Source organism: Aestuariibacter sp. GS-14, assembly GCF_006494365.1.
GTDB classification, from domain to species: domain Bacteria; phylum Pseudomonadota; class Gammaproteobacteria; order Enterobacterales; family Alteromonadaceae; genus Alteromonas; species Alteromonas mangrovi.
In genome coordinates this window covers 108357-131313 of record NZ_VHIP01000005.1, presented here as the reverse complement: position 1 = coordinate 131313, position 22957 = coordinate 108357, and the positions used below count along the sequence as shown (strand labels likewise).

The window sequence follows — 22957 nt, the reverse complement described above, 5'->3', positions numbered from 1 at the left end:
AATAAATACACTTAGGTATAAAATATAAGTCATTTTGGCAAAAAAGCCCTGAAATATTGCATCGTGAAGTACATTAAAATCTTATTAAAACTCGGCATTCTTGCCGCACTGCTCGGAAGCATTGTACTAACGGGTATCTATTTCTATATCAAACCTGATCTGCCCAGCGTGGTTATCCTTAAGGATGTCCGCTTGCAAACACCGATGCGAATTTACACGCACGACGGCAAATTGATTTCCCAATACGGTGTCAAAAGACGGATTCCAGTAACACTGGACGAAACGCCAGATTTACTTAAAAAGGCAATTCTGGCTACCGAAGACAATCGGTTTTACGAGCATTTTGGTATTGATCCTATCGGCATCACGCGCGCTTTCATTAACCTGGTTGTTACTGGTGAGAAAAGTCAGGGTGCCAGTACCCTTACGCAGCAGTTAGCCCGGGGCTTCTTCCTTACCCGCGAAAAGACATTTATTCGCAAAATAAAGGAAGTGTTTATTTCGTTTCATATGGAAGCGGAGTTAACCAAAGACGAAATCTTCGAGCTTTACCTGAATAAAATTGAGCTTGGGCACAGGTCATTTGGATTTGGTGCCGCGGCACAGGTTTATTATGGAAAGAAGCTGGATGAACTAACGCTGGCACAAATGGCTACCCTGGCGGGGTTACCGCAGGCGCCTTCGGTATTAAATCCCATCAGTCGTCCCGAACGCTCGCTGGAGCGCCGCAGAATTGTATTGCTCCGTATGCTGGATGAAGGTTACATCACTCGCCAACAATTCGATGAGGCACTGAATGAGCCTGTAACGGCGAAGAAACACGGCGCTGAAATAGAAGTGGATGCTCCCTATCTGGCTGACCTCATCTACAGTGAAATGGTTGAGCTGTACGGTAAAGAAGAGGCAGAAACGGGCGGCTATCAGGTTTACGCTACAGCAGATTCGGCAATGCAGCAGGCTGCTCAGCGTGCAGTGAAGCAAAATCTGCATGACTACGATGAGCGTCATGGCTATCGCGGAGCAGTTGCGCGTTTATGGCCCAAGCCTGACCCGAAAAAAGCCTCGCGTCAAACCGATGCTGCGTTAGCCGGAATATCGGTTGATGAATGTGAAACGCCTGCGCTTTACACCAACTGGCCGTGTGATATTCGCCAGGAGCAGATCATGGCAGCGCTCGACAGCGCTGGTGCGTATGGTTTTGTTTTTCCGGTAGCGGTAACAGAAGTAGAAGAACAACGTTTTATTACCCGCGATATTTCAGGAGTGGAGCGGGCAATTGAATGGGAAGGCATGGATTGGGCGCGTCCCTTCTTAAGTGACAACCGTCAGGGGGAATCACCTCAAACCGCAGGTGAAATCGTAGCGCCTGGTGACGTTGTGTATATCCGCGAAATGGACGGCCAATGGCGACTCGCGCAACTACCCGATGTGGCCGGTGCGTTTGTGGCGCTGGATCCCCACAATGGCGCTGTGCAGGCCATTGTGGGTGGCTACAGCTTTTATCAGAGTCAGTTTAACCGGGCAACCCAGGCAAAACGTCAGGTTGGTTCAAATATCAAACCATTCATTTATTCAGCGGCACTGGAGTATGGCTATACCATTGCCAGCGTGATCAATGATGCCCCAATTAATGAATGGGACGAAGCCACAGGCGTAGCCTGGCGGCCGCAAAATTCTCCAGCTGAATACGATGGCCCTATCCGCATGCGTGTAGCTCTGGGTAAGTCTAAAAACGTAGTATCGGTGCGTTTATTACGGGGCGTTGGTCTGGATAACACAATCAATCACCTCACAAAATTTGGCCTCGACCGGGCCGACATACACCGTGATGAAACTGTGTCATTGGGGTCCAGTTCTCATACCCCGCTGGAAATTGTGCGCGGTATGGCTGTTATTGCCAATGGCGGCTATTTAATTGAGCCCTATTTTATTGACCGCGTGGCGAATGAAATGGGTGAAGTGCTTTGGAAACACAAGCCCGTAGTGGCATGTGGTGACTGTGCCGAGAAACGCAACACAGCAGCGAAGCCGGAAAGTGAAGAGGTAGATATTGAGGCGCTGCTTGCCGCAGAGCTTAATCAGTCTCCTGCTACTCAATCGCAAAGCGAAGACGAGATTATTCCGGCTCCGCAGGTAATTTCATCGCAAAACGCATTTTTAGTGGCTGAAATGATGCGTTCAGCAGTGCGTTACAACGGCAGCTACAGCAAGAAAACGGGCTGGCAAGGAACAGGTTGGCGGGCAAGTAATATTCTTGGTCGCGAAGATTTGGCTGGTAAAACGGGTACTACCAATGATTCCCGCGATGCCTGGTTCAGTGGATTCAACCGCAATCTGGTTGCAACTGCCTGGGTGGGATTTGACGATATGAGCCGTCAGTTAGGTCGGGCTGCCTACAACCGGCCATTGGCCGAGCGCAATCCAGACAGGTTTGGCTGGATTGGTAACGCATTGGTTGGCGCAGAAAGTGGTGCCAACGCCGCGCAGCCAGCCTGGATCCGATTTATGCAAGTTGCGTTGGATGGCGTGCCTGAAGCACCCATGCCGGTACCCGATGACATTGTGCGCGTTCGCATTGATCGTACCAGTGGGAAGTTGACCCGACGCACCGACCATACCACACTATTCGAATATTTCCTGCGGGGCACTGAGCCGACCGTTTATGTTCTGGAAGATGACATCGACGATCCGGCACAGCAGGATGAGGAAAGTGTAGACGTAGAGGAAATTTTCTAACGTTTGCGCCAAACGGCAATGCATAAAAAATAAATGGTTAATTACAATGTCTGATGACGATAAGCGCTATCTGTATATCCCTCACGCGGGACCTTCGTTGCTGGAAACGCCACTGCTGAACAAAGGCAGTGCGTTTACTGCTCGCGAGCGAACCGCGTTTAACCTTACTGGTTTGTTACCGCCCCGTTACGAAACCATCGAAGAGCAAGTAGAGCGGGCGTACATGCAGTACAGCTCTTTCGACGAGCCACTGAATAAGCACATTTATCTTCGCGCTATTCAGGATACTAACGAAACCCTGTTCTATCGCCTTATCCAGCGACACATTGAAGAGATGATGCCGATCATCTATACCCCAACGGTAGGGGATGCCTGTGAACAGTTTTCCGATATCTATCGCAGTTCCCGTGGTTTGTTCATTAGCTGGGAAGAAAGACATCAAATCGATGATATCGTACGCAATGCCACCAAGCGTAAAGTAAAAGTGATAGTGGTGACCGACGGTGAACGTATTCTTGGCCTGGGTGATCAGGGCATAGGTGGTATGGGGATCCCAATCGGCAAACTGTCGCTGTACACTGCCTGCGGAGGCATTTCTCCCGCCTACACGCTGCCTGTAATGCTGGATGTAGGCACTAACAACGAAAAGCTACTGAATGACCCCATGTATATGGGCGCGCGCCATCCGCGGATTAGTCAGGAAGAATACGACGAATTCCTCGACATGTTCATGCGTGCAGTTAGCAGACGCTGGCCCGAAGCTATGGTGCAGTTTGAGGACTTTGCCCAGCCCAACGCCATGCCGTTGTTAAAGCGCTACCGCCACAAAGTATGTTGTTTTAACGACGATATCCAGGGTACTGCTGCGGTTACACTAGGCACTATTCTGGCTGCGTGCCGCATGCGTAAAGCAAAGCTGTCTTCAATGAATATCGCGTTTGTGGGGGCTGGCTCGGCAGGTTGTGGTATTGCGGAGATGTTGATCCAGCAAATGGTTCATGAAGGTTTACCGGATGCCGAAGCGCGCAAGAAAATCTTTATGATTGACCGTTTTGGCCTGGTAATGGAAGGACAGGAAAACCTGCGTGATTTCCAGCAGCGATTGCAGCATACCGCCGACGAAGTGAAAGACTGGTCTTTCAGTGGAGAATATCCATCGCTTCTGGATGTAGTGAATTGTGCACAACCTGACGTGTTAATTGGTGTGTCGGGACAGCCTGGATTGTTCACTGAGCAGGTTATCCGAGCGATGAAACGCAATAGTGATATGCCCATCATATTCCCTCTCAGCAATCCATCACGTCAGGTAGAAGCGCGTCCGGAGCAGGTAATTGAATGGACCGAAGGTGATGTGATCATTGCCACCGGCAGCCCGTTTAAGCCAGTGGAATACAAGGGTAAGTCTTATCCGATTGCCCAGTGCAATAACAGCTATATCTTCCCAGGTATTGGCCTTGGTGTTATCGCGGCGAAAGCCCGTTTGATCAGTGACGAAATGCTAATGGCTGCCAGTAATGCGTTAGCAGATGCGTCGCCGTTGGCGAATACCGGTGAAGGGCAGTTATTGCCACCATTGCGCAAGATTTCGCAGCTGAGTCGCGATATTGCCTTTGCGGTGGCCAAGGTGGCGATGCAGCAGGGATTGGCACTGGAACAGACCGATGAAAATCTTCTGGCTAGTATTGAACGCAATTTCTGGCGGGCGGAATACCGGCCATACAAGCGAGTCAGTATTTAACTCGTTTTCCCAGGGCAACGTCATGTTGCCCTTTTTATTTGCCTGAACCGTGTAATTTCTGTAGCGATATTGCAACACTTTCACACTGTTTTAACTCTCTTCAATTAATTTAATTACGCTAACGCCATGATACTTATACTTTTGTTGTAATTGGCATACGCCTTGATACCCCTTGCTCTGTAAAGATAAATAAAAACAAGCAGGAGTAGTTATGTTGTCACTACGTCAATATAGTCTTAAGCCGGTTACCCAGGCCGTTTTAATTAGTTCACTTGTTGGAACGCTAGCAGCGTGCGGCGGTTCTGGTTCCAACAATACCAACGTTAATAACCCGGACAGTCAGCCCGATAGCACCTCATTTTCGCTGGCGGTGTCAGATGCACCAGTTGATCAGGCAAGTGAAGTGGTGGTGTATTTCGATGCGGTGGAATTGATTGGAGAAAGCGGTAATCAAACGTTTGATGTTCGCGACGGCAATGGCGACCCAAGGGCCATTGATTTATTGCAATATCAGGGCAACGCTTTTGTAGAAATTGTTGCTGCGACTGATATCCCGTTGGGCACGTATTCTCAGTTGCGATTGGTGGTAACCGATGATTCTTATATCGTTACCGACGCAGGTACGTTTAACTTATCTGTACCCAGCGGAGAATTAAAATTGGACGGATTTGTTGCACTGCCAAATGTTGAGGCTGCTTATACCGTGGAATTTGACTTGCGCAAGAGCGTTGTTGATCCGGTTGGGCAAACGTCTACTTATTTCCTTAAGCCACGTGGTGTACGTTTGGTTGCTAATAGCGAGGTGGGGACCCTTAGCGGCACGGTTTCAACCGATTTAATCACGCATGCTGATTGCAGTGTAAAAGCCGACAGTGATGTGGGGAATGCCGTCTATATCTACAACAGTACTAATTTAGATGCAGGTTTATTGGGCGACGATGCGGATAGCCCGGAGAATGCTGCCGAAATTTCACCCTACGCCATTGCAACAGTGAATTACGAGGCGTCTTCAGACACTTACCGTTATGTTGCAGGTTATCTGCCTGCGGGCGATTACACAGTCGCATTCAGTTGTCTTGCCGATGCAGACTTACCAGAATCAGATGAAAATGCGGAAGACGGATTCAATTTCCAGTTGGTTACCGAAACCAGCATTAGCGCAGGTAACGAAACGGTATTATCGCTTTAACCCTTGGTGGGCAAGGGACTGCCCACTTTTTTATGCCGTTTGCTTTTGCAGCCACTGACTGGCGATAGACCATAATGGCAGGCAATGACGTGAAAAAAAGCGCATGTGACCGATATGGTCCAGACCGTAAGTGGCAGGATCCAACGATTTTTTCTCTGATTTCAAGCGGCTGTAAACAGCCAGCATTTCGTCTACATTCTGCGGGCGGGCTATTTCATCATCAGTAGCGGTCAGCCATAGCGAAGGTTGAGTTAACTCATCGTAATAATGTTGGTTTACGCCTTTGCCAAACTCGGTTTTCACATAACCCTGACCGTTACACCATTTTTGCCACTGTGACGCAACACGCTTAGGCAACGGTTCGCCCATACCGACCCAGTGAGACTGCGTCTGCCCAAACAGCAGATTGGTTAGCGGAATAAAGCAGTTCATATAAAAATGCGCTTTAAACTTATATGGCCACTGAAAATTACGTAAGCTGCCAGATGAACTGCCAAAGGTAACAAAGCTATGTAGCTGGTGGCTGTTCGGCATAAGTCCAACCAACTGACCTCCGGCACTGTGGCCAATTAAATGCAGCGGTAAGTCTGTATACAGTTCTTTTAGTACATCCAGTACCGCAGGCATGTCCAGTTCACCCCAACTTTGCAACGAAGCCTGGCGCATAACCTGCTTGTGTTTGTCAGACTCACCAATGCCCCTGTTATCGTATGTCAGCACGGCAAAGCCCTGTTCGCTCAGGTATTTGGCAAAATGCTGGTAAAAGCGCTGACTTATGCCGGTGGCGGGAGCCAGCATAATCGCGCCTGTCGCCAGTCGTTTCGCCGGGTAGAGTGTTGCTGCCAGCTTAACGCCGTCGGCACAGGTAATTGTGATTGGCTTAGGTATGGTCATGGAATGTTATTGTATGTATGCGTTCTGGTCTAACCAGTTGGCATTATAGCGAAGCAAGTGTGTAAGTGACAATAAGATAAATGGTGATTACATGTTGACGGTTAGCGTATTTGCTCTGTATCGCCTGTACTCAGGTAGCGCATTCAAGCCGTGTTAGTATGATAACCAGTCGAAAGCTACACTTGCAGGCGCCACCGCTATTCGTCCTTAAGGTTTGTTTTTTTAAGATGTTTTCTGATTTGGTCATTTATTTGTTTAACCTTGGCGAGGCAATTTTTCTTTTGCGCACCCGATAGGTCGTCACAACTTTGAGGTTGAGGCGAACTTTGTGGTGTTTCACCGGTAAGCGCATAGTTTAAAATTGCTAAATCAATTTCCCCGCCAAGTCCCGAAAGCGAGCTGTCATTCTCTAAACGCTGCTTAGCCAGGCTTGAATTTTGATGTTGTGCGCTGCTTGATTCGCCCATTTTGCTGTCGAGAACGGCACCTAACATTGAACATCCCTGAAGTGCAGTACCAAGCATGATCACGCCATATATTTTCATCTGTTTAATCTCCCGGTTGGTCACTTGTTAACATCAACGTCATCTGTCCTGATTGACTCAGTCTCACAATCTGCCTCTGGACTTCCACCCTAAATATCCACCAACGCAATAGCAAATAGGCGACAACAGTAATCCGGCCAACCCTCCAATATTTGCTCCGGCTCCATCGTAAAAAATGACTATCGACAGGGAATATAGCGATATCAATACGGACACGACAAGTAAGCCGATTGTCATTCCCTTCAGGGCGTTCACATTGGCCCGGACAGTCATTGATGCCAGGAGGGAAGAGAGTAGAAATGGCGCACCAAACATCATTACACATAGTGTCAGGATTGTTTGCGAACTTTCATTCGGCAAAAACAGCACAAGCATAGCGTAAGACAAAATGGTTACCACAATACCTGCGAGTGCAAATTTGATAGCGAAAAACTTCCTGTCTATTGTAGTGTTCACGGCTTTTACCTTCCTTGTAGAAACCAGTATTTTCAATTTCGGGTGCAGGTACTGAGCACAAAATGGCAAAGCAGACCGGCGTAAATGCGCTCATGACTCATTGTGAATACCTTGATTATTGAAAATGAAAGCAAGGTGAAAAGCAAGTGCAAGCATACTCCGGAGGCGCAATCCACAGTAGCCTCTAAGCAAACAGGTGGTGAATTGGTATTACCTTCGCAGGCAATCTCAACCTTTCCGGGTTTGAAGGGCACTTATTCATTGTTGATATGTTAGCCAAATGTTAACCTGCATTTTATTACTCATTACTGATAATTCAGGCTTTTCAACATGGATCGTCGTCGTTTTTTGCGTTATTCCGGTGCAGCAGTTACCTCCTCGTTATTACTTCCTTCTGGTTTGGCTCAGGCTTTCACTGCCTCAAAACAGGAATACAAGTTGGGCTATCAGCTCTACAGTGTGAATAAAGACATGCAGCGTTCTCCCTGGTCTACGTTGTTAGCGTTAAAGGACATGGGTTATCGGGACTTCGAGGTATTCGGATTTGAGCCGGACTCAGTTAGTTACTACGGGTTATCTGCGAAAGATTTTAAACGCACACTGGATGAACTGGGGTTAACCGCGTCGAGCGGTCATTATGGATTTGCGCCTTATCTTGCCAAATCGCAGGCTGAAATGGATGCATTTGTAGCACAGTGTCTTAAAGGTGCTAAAAAACTCGAAACCCCGTTTATTACCTGGCCCTGGATGGCACCCGAACAACGTACCCTGGACACCTTTAAAAGACTGCCTGACATATTGAATCGCATTGGCGAGCAGGTGTCAAAAGCCGGATTGCAGTTCGCTTATCACAACCATGGATTTGAATTTGAGATTGTTGATCCGCACACCGGTCAGTCTGGGTACGACATGGTGTTAAATCAAACCGATCCCGATCTGGTAAAAATGCAGATGGACATGTACTGGGTAAGTCATGCTGCCAAAACCACTCCCAAAGCGTTGGTAGAAAAATACCCCGGTCGTTTCGTAATGTGGCATATCAAAGATATGGATAAAGTATCCCGGGATTACACTGAACTGGGTAATGGCAGTATTGATTATCCGTCGGTGTTGCCTAATCCTTCTGAGTCAGGTTTGCGTTATTACTATATTGAGCAGGGCGGAAATTTTGCCAGCTCACCGCTGGAAAGCGCTGCGGCCAGTGCCGCGTATTTTAAAGCACATCTGGCGTCGCATTTTTAGCTGCGCCATCGTACTAACGCCTGTTAGTTGATGCGAATTCAGTAAGTTGTTATTGAACAGCATGACTAGCATATACACAGGAGAGGAGTGGTAACCCTGTTTAGCGATTGTGCTGAAATCTCTTTATACTCTCATGTGTTTGCGGTTCGTTTCCCGGGGCAGCCACGATCGACAATACAACCCATGCCAGCCAGTGTAAAAAGAGTATTACTATTGATTTAATTGGCATATCGCGTAACTGAACTATGATAAACAAGTCTGGCGTCAGCAGCGGTTCGGGACAGGGTATTTGCCTGTTTTCAGGTGGTGGAATGCCACAGCGGAATACAGCCACAAATTCACCAATGAATGCACCAATCATGAGCATGCAAAAAAAATGTCGGGTAAGCGAAAATAATTCTTTTTTTTTCGACGTTTTTCTTTCATATTCAGCGCGTCAGCGCCGAGGCAAAATAAGTAGATTGGTATCACTCGAGATGACAACGTAATTCTTTATTCAGGAGTCGTTTATCAATGAAAATGTCTAAGTTAGTAAACAGCGTTGCTGCAATGGCGCTTACTGCCACTGTGAGTACGGTTAATGCCAGTGAAGAACTGCATATTTACAATTGGTCGGATTATATTGCCGAAAACACGGTAGCTGATTTTGAAAAGAGCAGCACAATAAAAGTAACCTACGACGTATATGACTCTAACGAGATTCTGGAAGCTAAAATCCTGGCCGGAAAAAGCGGCTATGATTTGGTATTCCCGACGGCGCGCCCGTTTGCTGATCGTCACGTAAGGGCGAAGCTGTATCAGCCAATCGACAAATCGGTACTCACCAATTACGGTAATTTGGACCCAATCATTCTTAAGTCGCTCAACGATATCGACCCGGGTAACCAATATCTGGTGCCTTATATGTGGGGAACTACAGGCATTGGGATTAACCTGGATAAAGTAAAAGCCATTTTAGGTGACGACATGCCTTTGGATACTTGGCGACTGGTGTTCGATCCGGCTATTGTGTCGAAACTGTCTGCCTGTGGTGTGAGCCTGATGGACGACGCTACTGAGGTGTTTGTGGCTGCACGCGCTTACTTAGGCAAGGACACCACTGATTTTAGCCCTGCTGCCACTGAAGAAGCAGCTAAAGTGGTGAGTAATGTTCGCGAGCATATTCGTTACTTCCACAGTTCGCAATACATCAACGATTTGGCCAATGGCGACAGCTGTGTTGCTCACGGCTATTCGGGTGACATTTTACAAGCCCGTGACCGCGCTGCTGAAGCGGATAATGGTGTAAACATTGCTTATTTAGTACCTTCTGAAGGTGCGGTTGTGTGGACAGACGTAATGGCAATTCCTGCTGACGCACCAAACCCCAAAGCTGCGCATGAGTTTATTAACTACATACTTACACCAGCGGTAATTGCCGATGTAACCAATTACGTTGCTTATGCCAATGCGAATGCCGCTGCAACTGAGCTGGTAGAGGAAAGTATTCGCACAGATGCAGGGATTTATCCTCCAACAGCGACCCGTGAGCGTTTGTTAATTCTTAAAACGCCTTCGGATAAACAAGCGCGTAATATGAACCGCGCGTGGACTCGCACCAAAACGGGCCGCTAATATATATCGCAATACTCCGGTCAACACATAAACAGTGTTGATCGGGGATCACTTGCACGTTAGTATTTTTGACGTATGTTTTTTACCCCTTTTAATTCAGTAACTATTATTATTCCGGGCGCATTTGTGCGAGGAGATGACAGATCTAATGACCGACACCCGTTCTGCCGATGAGCTGGCCAGCAGTGCGCCGGATACATCCAATAACCGCGATATTATTCTTCAGATAGACAAAGTCACTAAGCACTTTGATTCAGCGTATGCGTGCGACGATATCAGCCTGAGTATACACAGGGGAGAATTCTTTTCGCTTTTGGGTGCTTCAGGGTGTGGAAAAACCACACTGCTGCGGATCCTGGCAGGGTTTGAAACACCCACCAGTGGCCGCGTGTTAATTGATGGCGTTGATGTGACTAACGTACCGCCTTATCAGCGGCCGGTTAACATGATGTTTCAGTCTTTTGCGCTATTTCCGCATATGAGTGTTATCGACAACATCGCGTTTGGCTTGAAGCAGGAAGCTATTTCCAAGGCTGAACGCAATGATCGCGTGCGTGAAATGATGTCTCTGGTGCAAATTGAAAAGTTAGCGGGTCGTAAGCCGCATCAGCTTTCGGGTGGTCAGCGCCAACGTGTGGCGTTGGCACGCGCTTTAGCCAAACATCCCAAGTTATTGCTATTAGACGAACCATTAGGCGCGCTCGATAAAAAGCTGCGGGAACAAACGCAGTTTGAGTTGATTAATCTACAACAGCGACTTGGCATCACATTTATTATGGTTACCCATGATCAGGAAGAAGCCATGACTATGTCGTCGCGGATTGCACTGATGCATGAAGGCAGGGTAGAACAAGTTGATACGCCACGGCGTATCTATGAGTTCCCGGCTACCCGCTACGCAGCAGGCTTTATCGGCCTGGTTAACCTCTTTCAGGGGGTGGTAGTGAGTCATGAGAACGATCAGGTGCTGATTGAATGTGAGGAGTTACCGGGTCAGCTTCTGGTGCATCACAGCCAGCCACTGGCAGTGGGTATGGATGTATCGGTTGCCCTGCGTCCGGAAAAAATCCGTGTGCTGCCAGGTAACGATAATCAGCCAAATCGCGTTAACGCGGTAATTAAAGACATTGCCTACCTGGGCGATGTGTCGATTTATCATGCTGAAGTAGCAAGTGGCAAGCGTATCAAATTTACGCTGCCCAACGTGCAGGCCCTGGCAGAGCAGCCTTTGACATGGGAACAGGAAGTTACACTAGGCTGGCAGGGCGATAGTTGTGGAGTGTTAACGCTGTGATCACGATCAGGCAGCTCCCGCAGTTATTGCGCAAAGAAAGTCGCTCATTAATTATTGCCGTGCCCTGGCTTTGGCTGGCGCTGTTTTTTATTCTGCCATTCTTATACATACTTAAAATCAGCCTGGCTGAACCGCAGCTTGCACAGCCGCCTTACACCGACTTGATACAGACAGATGGTGAAGGGCTGGTTACCGTGCTGTTGAACTTCGCCAACTACATGCTGATTTGGGAAGACTCCCTTTATCTGGATGCATTTGTGGGGTCGCTCAAAGTCGCTGGTGTGTCCACAATATTGTGCCTGCTGGTGGGATATCCCATGGCTTATGGCATTGCTCGGGCACCTGTACACATGCGTTTGCCGCTATTGATGTTAATTATTCTGCCATTCTGGACGTCGTTTCTGATTCGGGTGTATGCCTGGATGGGGATCTTAAAAAGTAACGGATTGCTGAATAATATGTTGATGTGGCTGGGCGTAATTGACGAACCGTTGGATATTCTGTACACCCCGATAGCCATATACATTGGTGTAGTGTACAGCTATTTGCCGTTTTTAATCCTGCCGCTATATGCAACCTTGGTAAAACTGGATAACACGCTGCTTGAAGCAGCGGCGGACTTAGGGTGCCGGCCATTTAAGCAGTTTTTAACCATTACGTTGCCGCAATCTGTGCCCGGCATTCTGGCTGGTGGCATGCTGGTGTTTATCCCTGTAATGGGCGAGTTTGTGATCCCCGATTTGCTCGGTGGTCCTGATTCTCTGATGATTGGTAAGCTGCTGTGGACCGAGTTCTTCAATAACAAAGACTGGCCGCTGGCTTCCTCACTGGCTGCTGTTCTGCTGGTAGCATTAATTATTCCGTTTATGCTTATGCGTCATTTTGAACGGAAATCTGAGGAGGGCCAGGCATGAGAAAGCGTTCCACATTCCTGCTCACCGCAATGATTATGGGCTATGCGTTCTTGTATATCCCCATTTTTAGTTTGGTGGCTTACTCCTTTAACGAGAGTCGGCTGGTAACCGTGTGGAGCGGATTCAGCACTAAGTGGTATGCAGCGTTACTGGAGAATGATGCCCTGCTTGATGCGGCCTGGTTGAGTATTAAAGTTGCCGCAATTAACGCGTCTTGCGCCATTGTACTGGGTACACTGGCTGCCTTGGCGTTAGTAAAACTTAAAGGGAAACGCGGCACGCGCAGTTTAGGCGTAATGGTAACGGCACCATTGGTAATGCCCGAAGTCATCACAGGCTTGTCGTTGTTGCTCTTATTTGTGGCAATGGAAACCATGCTGGGTTGGCCCGCTGGCCGAGGACAAACCACCATTATTCTGGCACATGTCACGTTTTCAATGGCTTATGTTACAGTGATAGTGCAAAGTCGGCTGGCTAATATGGATCAATCACTTGAAGAAGCGGCGATGGATTTAGGGGCAAAGCCACTGAAGGTATTCTTTGCTATTACGTTACCGATTATTTCTCCTGCACTGATTGCCGGTTGGTTACTGGCATTTACGTTGTCGATGGACGACCTGGTTGTTGCCAACTTTGTGTCCGGGCCAGGTGCCACTACGTTGCCCATGGTGGTGTATTCCAGCGTGCGGTTAGGCGTAAGTCCACAAATAAACGCCTTGGCAACCATTATGATTTCGGTGGTGGCGATAGCAGTATTGATTGGCGGCATCATTACGTGGCGACAAGAAAAGCGCAATACTCAGCGTCATTAATGCCATTGATGTTTGTTGCTCGGTAAAGCACACCATTCGGGCAATATAAGTCTGCACTGATAATAAAAACGGGATCATCACGATCCCGTTTTTGCTATCTATACTGCGTAAACTGCTTATTGAGTTATAAGTCCAGTGTGAACACTTTGGATTTACGCTGGTAGTTATACAGCTCTTTTTTAGACGCTGGCAGTACATCAATACTTGCCGCTTTAAAGCCGTGATCCAAAAACCAATGCGCGGTAACGGTGGTTAATACGAACAAGCGGTTAATGCCTCTTTCGATTGCCCGTTCACGTACTTCTGCCAGGATACGGTCACCGCGGTTTTTACCTCGGTAATCCGGGTGTGTGGCAACACACGCCAGTTCTGCAGAACCGTCTTCCGGATACAGATAAAGCGCCGCACAAGCGATAATCATTCGGTCGCGTACAATCACGATAAACTGATGGATTTCGTTTTCCAGACGCTCACGAGAGCGTTTTACCAATACGCCGCTTTCTTCCAGGGGTTTGATTAGATTAATAATGCCGCCCACATCATCTATGGTAGCTTCGCGGATCTGCTCGTATTCGTTTTCCATTACCAGCGAGCCGGCACCGTCGCGAGTGAACAATTCCTGTAACAGGGCGCCATCGGTTTCATAACTCACACAGTGAGCGCGCGGGATACCGGCTTTTACGCTGGTCACCAAGGCTCGAATAACCGTGTCTTCGGTCATGATTTCCTGGTCTTTGTGCATTTGCTCTAGTACAGAACGTTCGATGGTTCTGACTAACTTGCCGTCTTTGCGGAAAATACCCGAATAATTCGAGAATACAATCAGCTTATCGGCTTTTAGCGCAATGGCAGCCTGTGTAGCCACATCTTCGTGCGATAAGTTAAATACTTCGCCTGTCGATGAATAGCCCATTGGTGACAGTAAAACAATAGAGCCGTCGTTCAGGTGATCGTTGATACCCGTGGTATCAATTCGGCGAACTAAACCACTATTTTCAAAGTCGACACCATCGAGAACCCCTATGGGTTTGGCTACCACAAGATTACCGGTACATACGCGTATTTGCGCACCGTACATTGGCGAGTTTGGAAGCCCCATAGTTAACAGTGCTTCAATGTGGCATCGCACCGAGCCTGCAGCGTCTTTCACGCATTCCAGGGTTTGTTTATCGGTTATGCGGGTACCATGACTGAAGCGCCCTTCAATTTTACGCAGTTCAACGCGCTGATCAATTTGAGGACGAGCCCCATGAACCAGTACCAGACGGATGCCCAGACTGCTTAGCAGGGCAATGTCCTGAATGATGTTTGCAAAATTGTCGTCTTCTATGGCCTCTCCGCCAAACATTATGACAAAGGTTTTGCCCCTGTGTGCATTAATGTATGGCGCAGAACTGCGAAACAGGCCAATGCTTTCGTGATGCGGTAGCACCATGTGTAATTATCCCAACTTGTCTAGATTTTCTAACTCCTGGTACAGCGCTTTCGTCACTGTTTCGGCACTGGTGCCGCCCAGAATATTGCGTTTGTCTACCCCGTATTCTAATTGCAATACCGGGTAAACGTCTTCTTTAATTTCAGCGCATACTGATTGTAACTGTGCTAAAGAAAGCGCTTCGATGGCCGCGTTATTTTCAATTGCCAGTAATACAATCTGGCCAGAAATATCGTGCGCCGTTCTAAACGGAATACCTTTACCAACCAGATAGTCAGCAAGTTCAGTGGCATTCGAATAGCCTTGCGCTGCCGCGATACGACACCGTTCTTCATTCAGCGCCAGTGTGTCGAGCACTTCACTGGCAATGCACAAACAGCAATGCCACTGATTTACTGCGTCAAACGCACCCTCTTTGTCTTCCTGCATGTCTTTATTGTACGCCAAAGGCAAACCTTTCATGGTGACCAATAAAGCCTGTAAGTGTCCAAATACGCGGCCGCATTTACCGCGCAGTAATTCTAATGCATCCGGGTTTTTCTTCTGAGGCATTAGCGAAGAACCAGAGGTTACGCTATCACCCAGTTGAAGGAAACCCGCTTCACCTGAATTATAGAAGATTAAATCTTCTGCCAAACGCGACAGGTGCATCATGCTGGTGCTTGCCACAAATAATAACTCCAGCACGAAATCCCGATCGGATACTGCATCCAGACTGTTCAGGCAAGGACTGCTAAACCCTAATTGACTGGCGATTTCATGGCGATCTACCGGATAGGTAGTACCAGCCAGAGCACCCGAACCCAGTGGACACTGATTCATGCGTACATGTAAGTCATCCAAACGGCTCAGGTCGCGTTTAAACATTTCTACATAAGCTAAACACCAGTGCGGGAAGCGAACAGGCTGCGCGCGCTGTAAGTGAGTATAGCCCGGAATGATAGCTTGTTGGTGTCGACTTGCCGTATTCAATAGACTACGGATCACACCAATAACATCGGTTTTCAGCGATTCAATGTGGGTACGGCACCACAAACGGAAATCGGTCGCAACCTGATCGTTACGGCTACGGCCGGTGTGCAGTTTACGCCCCACGACACCAAGCTTATCAATCAATGCGGCTTCAACAAAGCTGTGAATGTCTTCTTCGCCACTGGCGTTGAAATCGATTTCACCGGCTTCCGCCTGGGCTTTCAATTCACTGAGCGCAGATTCTAACTGCTGCTGTTCTTCGGCGGTTAATACACCGGCTTTCGCCAGTGCACGAGACCACACAATCGATCCTTCCATATCCTGCGCGGCCATGGCCTGATCGAAGGGTAAGGAATCGTTGACCTGACGGAACATACTGCTGCTGCCGGCAGCGAACCGGCCTCCCCACAATGCCATGCTTACTCTCCCTGCTTCTTCAGCGCCGCGATACGGCTTGATAAGCTGAACAAACGGATAAAGCCTTCTGCGTGTTTCTGGTCGTAAACGTCGTCGGCACCAAAGGTAGCGAAGTCTTCAGAGTAAAGGCTGTTTGGCGACTGGCGCTGAGTAACTGTAGCCTGACCTTTGTAAAGTTTAACTACGATTTCACCGGTTACGTACTTGGCAAATGATGCTGCGCCAGCAATTAACGCTGCGCTCAGTGGTGTGAACCAACGGCCATCGTACATGACGTGTGAGAATTCCAGAGCCAGCTGTTCACGGTGTTTCAGTGACGCTTTGTCCAGTACCATGGTTTCCAGCGCTTTGTACGCTTTAACCAGCACTGTGCCTCCAGGTGTTTCGTAACAACCGCGTGACTTCATACCCACCAGACGGTTCTCAACGATGTCGATACGGCCTACACCGTGGGCTGCTGCCAGCTTGTTCAGCTCGGCCAACCCTTGATAAGGTGACACAGCCTTGCCGTTAACGTGCGTTAATGCACCTTCAAAAAACTTCAGGTTTACGCGCTCTGCTTGGTCTGGTGCTTCTTCCGGATCAACCGTCATTGTCCAAACTTGTTTGCTAGGCTCGCACCATGGGTCTTCCAGTTCGCCACCTTCGTGAGAAATGTGCCATGCGTTGGCGTCACGGCTGTAAATCTTTGTTGCTGATGCAGTGGTTTTGATGTTGCGCTCTGCCAGGTAAGCCAGCAGGTCTTCACGCGATACCATGTCCCACTCACGCCATGGAGCAATAACAGCCAGATCCGGTGCCAGTGCATTAAATGCACCCTCGAAGCGCACCTGATCGTTCCCTTTACCGGTACAACCATGACACAGTGCATCGGCACCTACTTTACGGGCGATTTCCACTTGTGCTTTGGCGATAACAGGACGCGCCATTGAGGTACCTAACAGGTATTCACCTTCGTATACTGCACCGGTAGTAATAGTTGGGAATATGTATTCTTTAACAAATTCTTCTTTCAAATCCGCGATATAGCATTCGCTAGCACCAGTAGCAATGGCCTTTTCTCTGAGACCTTGCAACTCTTCGTCGCCCTGACCTACATCAGCGGCAAATGCGATTACTTCGCAATCATAGTTTTCTTTTAACCATGGAATGATAGCAGAGGTATCTAAACCGCCAGAGTAGGCGAGCACAACTTTATTTACTTTGCGCATAACGGGTGTCCTGATTAGGCTCCTAACAATTGAGTTAATATAGCATTTTGGCCGTGCATACGGTTTTCTGCCTGTAGCATAAGTAATGATGCATCACTGTCCATCAGGCTTCCGGTAATTTCCAGATCACGGTGAGCTGGCTGGCAGTGCAATACGTGTGTCGCGCCTGTCAGGGCCATAAGTGCTTCGTTAACCTGGTACGGCATAAATTTATCTTTTATGGTGTCCAGAGGGGTTTTGTCGCCCATAGACAACCATGTGTCGGTATATACAACGTTAGCGCCTTTCCCGGCGGTAACGTCATTGGATTCGGTAATTCTTGCGCCGGTTTGTTCGGCGAGGGCTTTAGCCTGAGCAACGATTGTTGGATTGGCTTCATGGCCCTCAGGTGTTATTAGAACAACATTACAGCCAAGTAATGCGCCCACAATGATCAGCGAGTGAGCAACATTGTTGCCATCACCTACATATGCCAGTGTTAATCCTTCGGTACTGCCAAATGTTTCGAATAACGTAAGGTAATCAGCAACGGCCTGACACGGATGATACAAATCGCACAAAGCGTTAATCACAGGCACTTTGGCAGCTTCCGAAAAGGTCACGAGTGTATCATGCGAATACACTCGCGCCACAATGGCATCTGCCCAACAGGCCAGGTTGGCTGCAACATCGGCAGCATCTTCGCGACCAGCCAGTCTGTTTGACTGACTGTCCAGGTACACCATGTGCCCGCCCAAGCGGTTTATACCCACGTCAAAGCTAACGCGGGTGCGTAACGAGGGCTTCTCAAACAGGGCTACCACGGATTTGCCTTTCAGTACGTTGGCATAGGATGCCGGCGACTGTTTTATCTGAACAGCCAACCCAAGCAACGCTTGCATTTGGTCGGGTGTCCAGTTGGCAAAATTTAGAATGTCCTGCTTCATACTACTCTCCAGAGAGCTGGGATCCCGGAATCACTCTTGTTCCGGTTTGATTCGATAATATTGCGGTTAGTGATTGTGACCAGCTTGCAATGGTAACTGGTTTGTTTAACTGAGAAGCTGCTTGCATAGCGGCTTCTACTTTTACTAGCATGCCGTCTTTGATCACGCCTTTACTGACTTCTTCCTTAAGCCGTTTTTGATCCAGTGAATGAATCAGCGCTTTGGTGCCGTCGAGCACGCCATCAACGTTACTCAGCAGCAGCAGATCGCCTCCGGTCAGTTCAGCAATAACCGTCGCAGCCTGATCGGCATTCACATTCAGTAAACGTCCTTTGTCTGTTGCGCCAATTGAACTGATCACTGGCAGGCAACCACTGGCCAACAGGTGATTAAGTAATACCGGGTTGCCAGGCGATGGAATGCCTACTGCACCGTATTTTTCATCGAGCACGGTACACTGAGTCATACCACCATCAAGGAGACCAATGCCTACAGGGGTAATACCTACGCCAATGGCGAGACCACACAGCATTTTGTTGGCTGTACCACCCAGCGCACCACTTACAATAGGCATGTGCTCGTCGGGGGTAACCCGCAACCCGTCAATTTTTGTGCTGGTTAGCTGCATTGCACCCAACAGGGTGTCTACCATAGCGCCGCCACCATGCACCAAAATGACCGGGCGAGTGGCCATTAACACTTTTATCTCTGTTAATAACTGACCAGCAATGGCTGGATTCTCTAACAATGCACCGCCAACTTTAATGACAACCGGAAGTGTATTAGCTGACATGAATCAACCCCTCTGTTGCAGAAAGTCCCAGTGCCAGGTTGGCACATTGCATAGCTTGCGAGGCAGCGCCTTTCATCACGTTGTCGATTGCGCTGGCTACGACGGCGTAGCCTGATTCCGCATCTACTTTCCAGTGCAGATCACAAAATGGCGTGTGGGCAACATCGTCTACCTTGGGGAAGCTGTCGCGCAGTCTGACGATAGGTTGGTTGGCGTAAACCGAATGATAAAGGCTATTCAGGTCAGCCTGAGTGGTACCTGCTTTTAGTTTTACTGTAATGGTAGCCAGAATACCGCGCTTAAAATTACCCAAATGCGGTGTGAAGATAACTGGCGTGCCCAAATGCGCTTCGATTTCCGGCATGTGGCGATGACCAAGTACGCCGTAGGCTTGTAAGCTCACTTCATAGAAACTGGTAGTAAGACTGGCTTTTCTGCCCGCACCGCTTACACCGGATACGGCGTTAATAATTGGGCGCATGCTGGCATCCAACAGTCCGGCATTAAACAGTGGCTTCAATGCGAGAAGTGACGCTGTGGGGTAACAGCCAGGTACAGCTACAATACTGGCGTTCTTCAACGCGTCGGACTGATACTCTGCCAAGCCATAAACGGCCTTTTCCAGACAGTCTGTAGACGTATGGGCAAAGCCATAGTGCTTGGCAAAGACGTCGGTATCCTTAATGCGAAACGCGCCGGACAAATCGAATACTTTAGCTTTCGCCTTCGACAGCGCTGCCATCCAGTCATGGCTTGCTTCGTGAGGGGTTGCCAGGAAAATCCCGTCCATCTCAGATGCCAATTCTGCCAGCAGCTCATCGCTAACCGGTGTCAGTACGTATTGCGACAGGTGAGCGAGGTGTCCGTGCACCTGTGCCATGGTTTTACCTGCATCGGCACTGTTTTCTGATACCAGCACATGTTGCAGTGACATTTGAGGGTGTCCTGCAATTAAACTAACTAGTTGTGCCCCGGTGTACCCGCTGGCACCAATCACTGCAATTTTAAACATAATTTGTTTTCGTAGAGTTTGAGTAGTTACAAATAAAAAAACACTTTTTACCTTTGCGTGGGGCTTGTGAACAGGCCGACCAAAAAGCACAAAGGTAAAAAGTGTGCTACAGCAGGTGTTTACTGCTTGGGCAACCTTACTACAAATCGTCGCCGATCACACTGCATTATGTAGCCAGCCAGGGGAGAGCTAAACTGGTCTTTGGCAACCGGTTCGTCAAACCGATTGGTTGTTTTATTCATGTTCCGATCCTATTGAGTTTTCCCGAAACCCCGCACACAATTCAGACAAAAGCAGGGTTGAAAACCATTACCGCGTGTCATCATACAACAAGGGAATATTTATGCAATAAAAACGTATAAATATTTATTGAATGTGACTAAACTCAGTTTTTTTCGGGTGTCAGTGGCAAACTATCCATTTTTTCAGCATAGCGTAACCATTTCATTACCGGCCGATAAATGATACAAAAAGCGAATAATCATACAATACAGAAAGGAATTTCCATGCCTAGCCGTACCATTGCACTGGTTGCTCACGACCATAAGAAGCCAGAGTTACTCGAATGGGTAAAACTGCACCTCGATACGTTACGCCCCTTCAACATTGTAGCAACTGGCACTACTGGTTCACTGATTCAGGACAGCACGGGTCTGGAAGTGCATCGCTTTAAAAGTGGTCCGCTGGGTGGAGACCAACAAATCGGTGCGCTGATTGCTGAGGGCAAACTGGATGGGTTATTTTTCTTTTGGGATCCATTGAACCCTGCGCCTCACGATCCGGATGTGAAAGCCCTGTTGCGGTTGTGTTCAGTATGGAATGTGCCGGTTGCTTGTTCGCCGGCTACGGCAGATCTTATCGTAACCTCGCCGTTGTTCAGTGATATTAATCATGTCCGTAAGATACCGGATTACGGGAAATAGTCGGCTGTTAATACACTCTCTCCTGTAATGTTGGCGTGTAAAAAATTACACGCCCGATTGTTTTCAGCTTAACAGCAAGAAGAATGCTTGTTCTGGCGAATAAATATACGCATCTGTCGCGCATTATATCCGTATCTGACATTGAATGTGGCATACTTATAGTTCACTCTTTTTTCAGGCGGATCGGCATGCGATCACAATTTTTTCTTTGCCTCTTTGTTTTAATATCTCTGGCTGGATGTGGTGGGGGAGAAGAATCAGCCTCGCCAGCACCTACTCCTGGCCCAACACCTACACCACAACCCTCACCTGAATTGACCGATGAACAGGCGGTGCGGTTGCTTATGCAGGCTTCGTTTGGACCAACCGATGCCAGTGTTGCGCAGGTAGCACAGAGTGGCGCTGAACAATGGTTGATAGAACAGTTTGCCTTGCCGGTAACTGAACATCTGCCTTTATTAGACAGTACCTTCCCTCAGGATGAAATCTACAGCCACCATTGGGTAGAAACCTGGTGGCAGCGATCTGTATATGCAGAGGATCAGCTTCGTCAACGCGTAGCATTTTCACTGTCTCAAATATTCGTTGTATCTACCAAAGACGCAAGACTACTAGTGGATCCCCGTGGCGTGACTTCATACTACGACACGTTACTAAATCACAGTTTTGGTAATTTCAGAGACCTTTTAGAGGCGGTAACATTACACCCCATGATGGGGATGTACCTCAGCATGCTGGGGAATGAAAAGCCCGATGAAGAGAGAAATATTCGTCCGGATGAAAACTTCGCTCGCGAAGTGATGCAGTTGTTTACCATTGGTTTGGTTGAGCTTAACCAGGATGGCAGCGTAGTTACCGATGAACAAGGACAGCCTGTAGCCACCTATGATCAGGATATTATTAAAGGCTTTGCCCATGTGTTTACTGGATGGCATTTTGCGGGACGAGCAAACTGGTGGGATGACAACTACGACGGGCTATCGCCAATGCAGCCCTACGAAGCGTTTCATGACCGAAGTGAAAAGCACCTGTTAAATGGCACAATAGTACCAGCACGCCAAAATGCCAGAGCCGATCTCGCTATGGCTTTGGATAACCTGTTTAACCACCCCAATGTCGGCCCTTTTATTGGGAAGCAACTCATTCAAAGGCTGGTAACCAGTAACCCGAGCCCGGATTATATCGAAAGGGTTGCCGCAGCCTTCAACGATAATGGCAATGGAGTGCGTGGTGACATGCAAGCGGTGATCAAAGCCATTTTACTGGATGACGAAGCACGGATTCTTGATACATCTGGCACTGGCAAATTAAGGGATCCACTTTTGCGAATTGCTCATGTGATGCGAGTGTTTCAGTCACGAGCACGGGACGGCGGCATGGGGCATGAGTTTGTCAGCCTGAATATTGGTATGGCGCCACTCGATTCACCCAGCGTATTTAATTTCTACCGCCCTGACTACAGTGCGCCAGGCACAATCCGCGAAGAAGGTCTGGTCTCGCCCGAATTTCAGATCACCAATGAAATAAGCATTACTCGTTACGTTAACTACATGTTTTATATGGCATGGTTTAATAACCTGAGGGGAGACGAGATTATTGAAAACGACGCAGGTATTGTGAATTTCGATCGTTTGGCTGCGTTGTCGGGCAATCACGATGCCCTGCTGGACTATCTGAATTTAATGTTGTTAGACGGACAAATGAACGACACCATGCGTACCATCTTAATGGAGGCATTGGATTACTGGTCACAAGGCGATGCAGACTGGGTAAAACTGGCAAACGTAGTGTACTTGATTACCATATCACCCCAATTCGCTGTGCAACAGTAGGA

Annotated in this window: 19 protein-coding genes; 10 read left to right on the top strand and 9 right to left on the bottom strand. The window is 48.2% G+C overall.

Features of this window, described 5'->3' with window-relative positions; translation table 11 throughout:
• Positions 1–63 precede the first annotated feature (63 nt).
• From FJ444_RS10185 to FJ444_RS10175, 3 genes are all read left to right on the top strand, one after another.
• Positions 64–2736 carry a penicillin-binding protein 1A gene (locus FJ444_RS10185; protein WP_140958184.1) on the top strand — a complete coding sequence of 891 codons (2673 nt, stop codon included), beginning with the start codon at positions 64–66 and terminating at the stop codon, positions 2734–2736.
• 46 nt (positions 2737–2782) lie between these two features.
• Complete coding sequence (locus FJ444_RS10180; protein ID WP_140958183.1) at positions 2783–4474, top strand: NAD-dependent malic enzyme; 1692 nt, start codon at positions 2783–2785, stop codon at positions 4472–4474.
• Positions 4475–4685: 211 nt separating this feature from the next.
• Positions 4686–5663 (top strand): DUF4382 domain-containing protein, encoded by a 978-nt coding sequence (locus tag FJ444_RS10175; RefSeq protein ID WP_140958182.1) that lies wholly within the window; start codon positions 4686–4688, stop codon positions 5661–5663.
• Positions 5664–5693: 30 nt separating this feature from the next.
• On the opposite strand, the gene FJ444_RS10170 is transcribed toward FJ444_RS10175, so the two are convergent.
• Entirely contained in the window at positions 5694–6557 is an 864-nt protein-coding gene (locus FJ444_RS10170) for an alpha/beta fold hydrolase (protein WP_181405126.1), read from the bottom strand.
• A 197-nt stretch (positions 6558–6754) separates the two neighbouring features.
• Positions 6755–7102 carry a hypothetical protein gene (locus FJ444_RS10165; protein ID WP_140958181.1) on the bottom strand — a complete coding sequence of 116 codons (348 nt, stop codon included), beginning with the start codon at positions 7100–7102 and terminating at the stop codon, positions 6755–6757.
• A gap of 786 nt (positions 7103–7888) precedes the next feature.
• Here FJ444_RS10165 and FJ444_RS10160 point away from each other — a divergent pair.
• The 5 genes from FJ444_RS10160 (at position 7889) to FJ444_RS10140 (ending at position 13434) form a co-directional block, all read left to right on the top strand.
• Positions 7889–8800, top strand: coding sequence for a sugar phosphate isomerase/epimerase (locus FJ444_RS10160; protein WP_140958180.1), 912 nt, complete (start codon positions 7889–7891; stop codon positions 8798–8800).
• Positions 8801–9313: 513 nt separating this feature from the next.
• Positions 9314–10414: a polyamine ABC transporter substrate-binding protein gene (locus tag FJ444_RS10155; RefSeq protein WP_140958179.1), complete on the top strand. Its 1101-nt coding sequence runs from the start codon at positions 9314–9316 to the stop codon at positions 10412–10414.
• 148 nt (positions 10415–10562) lie between these two features.
• Positions 10563–11708, top strand: coding sequence for an ABC transporter ATP-binding protein (locus FJ444_RS10150; RefSeq protein ID WP_140958178.1), 1146 nt, complete (start codon positions 10563–10565; stop codon positions 11706–11708).
• 5 nt (positions 11709–11713) lie between these two features.
• Positions 11714–12622, top strand: coding sequence for an ABC transporter permease subunit (locus FJ444_RS10145; protein WP_140958368.1), 909 nt, complete (start codon positions 11714–11716; stop codon positions 12620–12622).
• Positions 12619–13434 (top strand): ABC transporter permease subunit, encoded by an 816-nt coding sequence (locus FJ444_RS10140; protein ID WP_140958177.1) that lies wholly within the window; start codon positions 12619–12621, stop codon positions 13432–13434. The genes FJ444_RS10145 and FJ444_RS10140 overlap by 4 nt, the downstream gene beginning before the upstream one ends.
• Before the next feature lie 124 nt (positions 13435–13558).
• Here the strand turns inward: FJ444_RS10140 and argA are convergent, their stop codons facing one another.
• The 7 genes from argA to FJ444_RS21640 form a co-directional block, all read right to left on the bottom strand.
• Positions 13559–14869, bottom strand: a complete 1311-nt coding sequence (argA, locus tag FJ444_RS10135; RefSeq protein ID WP_140958176.1) for an amino-acid N-acetyltransferase — start codon at positions 14867–14869, stop codon at positions 13559–13561.
• A gap of 6 nt (positions 14870–14875) precedes the next feature.
• Positions 14876–16258, bottom strand: a complete 1383-nt coding sequence (gene argH, locus FJ444_RS10130) for an argininosuccinate lyase (RefSeq protein WP_140958175.1) — start codon at positions 16256–16258, stop codon at positions 14876–14878.
• A gap of 2 nt (positions 16259–16260) precedes the next feature.
• Positions 16261–17469, bottom strand: a complete 1209-nt coding sequence (locus tag FJ444_RS10125) for an argininosuccinate synthase (protein WP_140958174.1) — start codon at positions 17467–17469, stop codon at positions 16261–16263.
• A 14-nt stretch (positions 17470–17483) separates the two neighbouring features.
• Positions 17484–18395: an ornithine carbamoyltransferase gene (locus FJ444_RS10120; protein ID WP_140958173.1), complete on the bottom strand. Its 912-nt coding sequence runs from the start codon at positions 18393–18395 to the stop codon at positions 17484–17486.
• 1 nt (position 18396) lies between these two features.
• Positions 18397–19188 (bottom strand): acetylglutamate kinase, encoded by a 792-nt coding sequence (argB, locus tag FJ444_RS10115; protein ID WP_140958172.1) that lies wholly within the window; start codon positions 19186–19188, stop codon positions 18397–18399.
• Positions 19178–20200, bottom strand: a complete 1023-nt coding sequence (argC, locus tag FJ444_RS10110; RefSeq protein WP_140958171.1) for an N-acetyl-gamma-glutamyl-phosphate reductase — start codon at positions 20198–20200, stop codon at positions 19178–19180. Before argC ends, argB begins: the two co-directional genes overlap by 11 nt.
• Positions 20201–20319: 119 nt before the next feature.
• On the bottom strand, positions 20320–20442 hold the full coding sequence (locus FJ444_RS21640) for a hypothetical protein (protein ID WP_255439114.1): 123 nt from the start codon (positions 20440–20442) through the stop codon (positions 20320–20322).
• A 264-nt stretch (positions 20443–20706) separates the two neighbouring features.
• Here FJ444_RS21640 and FJ444_RS10105 point away from each other — a divergent pair, with 264 nt between their 5' ends.
• Positions 20707–21123, top strand: coding sequence for a methylglyoxal synthase (locus FJ444_RS10105; protein ID WP_140958170.1), 417 nt, complete (start codon positions 20707–20709; stop codon positions 21121–21123).
• Positions 21124–21311: 188 nt separating this feature from the next.
• Positions 21312–22955 (top strand): DUF1800 family protein, encoded by a 1644-nt coding sequence (locus tag FJ444_RS10100; RefSeq protein ID WP_181405125.1) that lies wholly within the window; start codon positions 21312–21314, stop codon positions 22953–22955.
• The last annotated feature ends 2 nt before the right edge of the window (positions 22956–22957 follow it).

What these genes read in the sequence shown, in the direction of transcription:
- FJ444_RS10100 (WP_181405125.1), top strand. Translation starts at nt 21,312, where the DNA reads ATGCGATCACAATTTTTTCTTTGCCTCTTTGTTTTAATATCTCTGGCT.
- FJ444_RS10155 (WP_140958179.1), top strand. Translation starts at nt 9,314, where the DNA reads ATGAAAATGTCTAAGTTAGTAAACAGCGTTGCTGCAATGGCGCTTACT.
- argA (WP_140958176.1), bottom strand. Translation starts at nt 14,869, where the DNA reads ATGGTGCTACCGCATCACGAAAGCATTGGCCTGTTTCGCAGTTCTGCG.
- FJ444_RS10165 (WP_140958181.1), bottom strand. Translation starts at nt 7,102, where the DNA reads ATGAAAATATATGGCGTGATCATGCTTGGTACTGCACTTCAGGGATGT.
- FJ444_RS10105 (WP_140958170.1), top strand. Translation starts at nt 20,707, where the DNA reads ATGCCTAGCCGTACCATTGCACTGGTTGCTCACGACCATAAGAAGCCA.
- FJ444_RS21640 (WP_255439114.1), bottom strand. Translation starts at nt 20,442, where the DNA reads ATGAATAAAACAACCAATCGGTTTGACGAACCGGTTGCCAAAGACCAG.
- FJ444_RS10125 (WP_140958174.1), bottom strand. Translation starts at nt 17,469, where the DNA reads ATGCGCAAAGTAAATAAAGTTGTGCTCGCCTACTCTGGCGGTTTAGAT.
- FJ444_RS10140 (WP_140958177.1), top strand. Translation starts at nt 12,619, where the DNA reads ATGAGAAAGCGTTCCACATTCCTGCTCACCGCAATGATTATGGGCTAT.
- FJ444_RS10170 (WP_181405126.1), bottom strand. Translation starts at nt 6,557, where the DNA reads ATGACCATACCTAAGCCAATCACAATTACCTGTGCCGACGGCGTTAAG.
- argH (WP_140958175.1), bottom strand. Translation starts at nt 16,258, where the DNA reads ATGGCATTGTGGGGAGGCCGGTTCGCTGCCGGCAGCAGCAGTATGTTC.
- FJ444_RS10120 (WP_140958173.1), bottom strand. Translation starts at nt 18,395, where the DNA reads ATGAAGCAGGACATTCTAAATTTTGCCAACTGGACACCCGACCAAATG.
- FJ444_RS10160 (WP_140958180.1), top strand. Translation starts at nt 7,889, where the DNA reads ATGGATCGTCGTCGTTTTTTGCGTTATTCCGGTGCAGCAGTTACCTCC.
- FJ444_RS10180 (WP_140958183.1), top strand. Translation starts at nt 2,783, where the DNA reads ATGTCTGATGACGATAAGCGCTATCTGTATATCCCTCACGCGGGACCT.
- argB (WP_140958172.1), bottom strand. Translation starts at nt 19,188, where the DNA reads ATGTCAGCTAATACACTTCCGGTTGTCATTAAAGTTGGCGGTGCATTG.
- FJ444_RS10175 (WP_140958182.1), top strand. Translation starts at nt 4,686, where the DNA reads ATGTTGTCACTACGTCAATATAGTCTTAAGCCGGTTACCCAGGCCGTT.
- FJ444_RS10150 (WP_140958178.1), top strand. Translation starts at nt 10,563, where the DNA reads ATGACCGACACCCGTTCTGCCGATGAGCTGGCCAGCAGTGCGCCGGAT.
- argC (WP_140958171.1), bottom strand. Translation starts at nt 20,200, where the DNA reads ATGTTTAAAATTGCAGTGATTGGTGCCAGCGGGTACACCGGGGCACAA.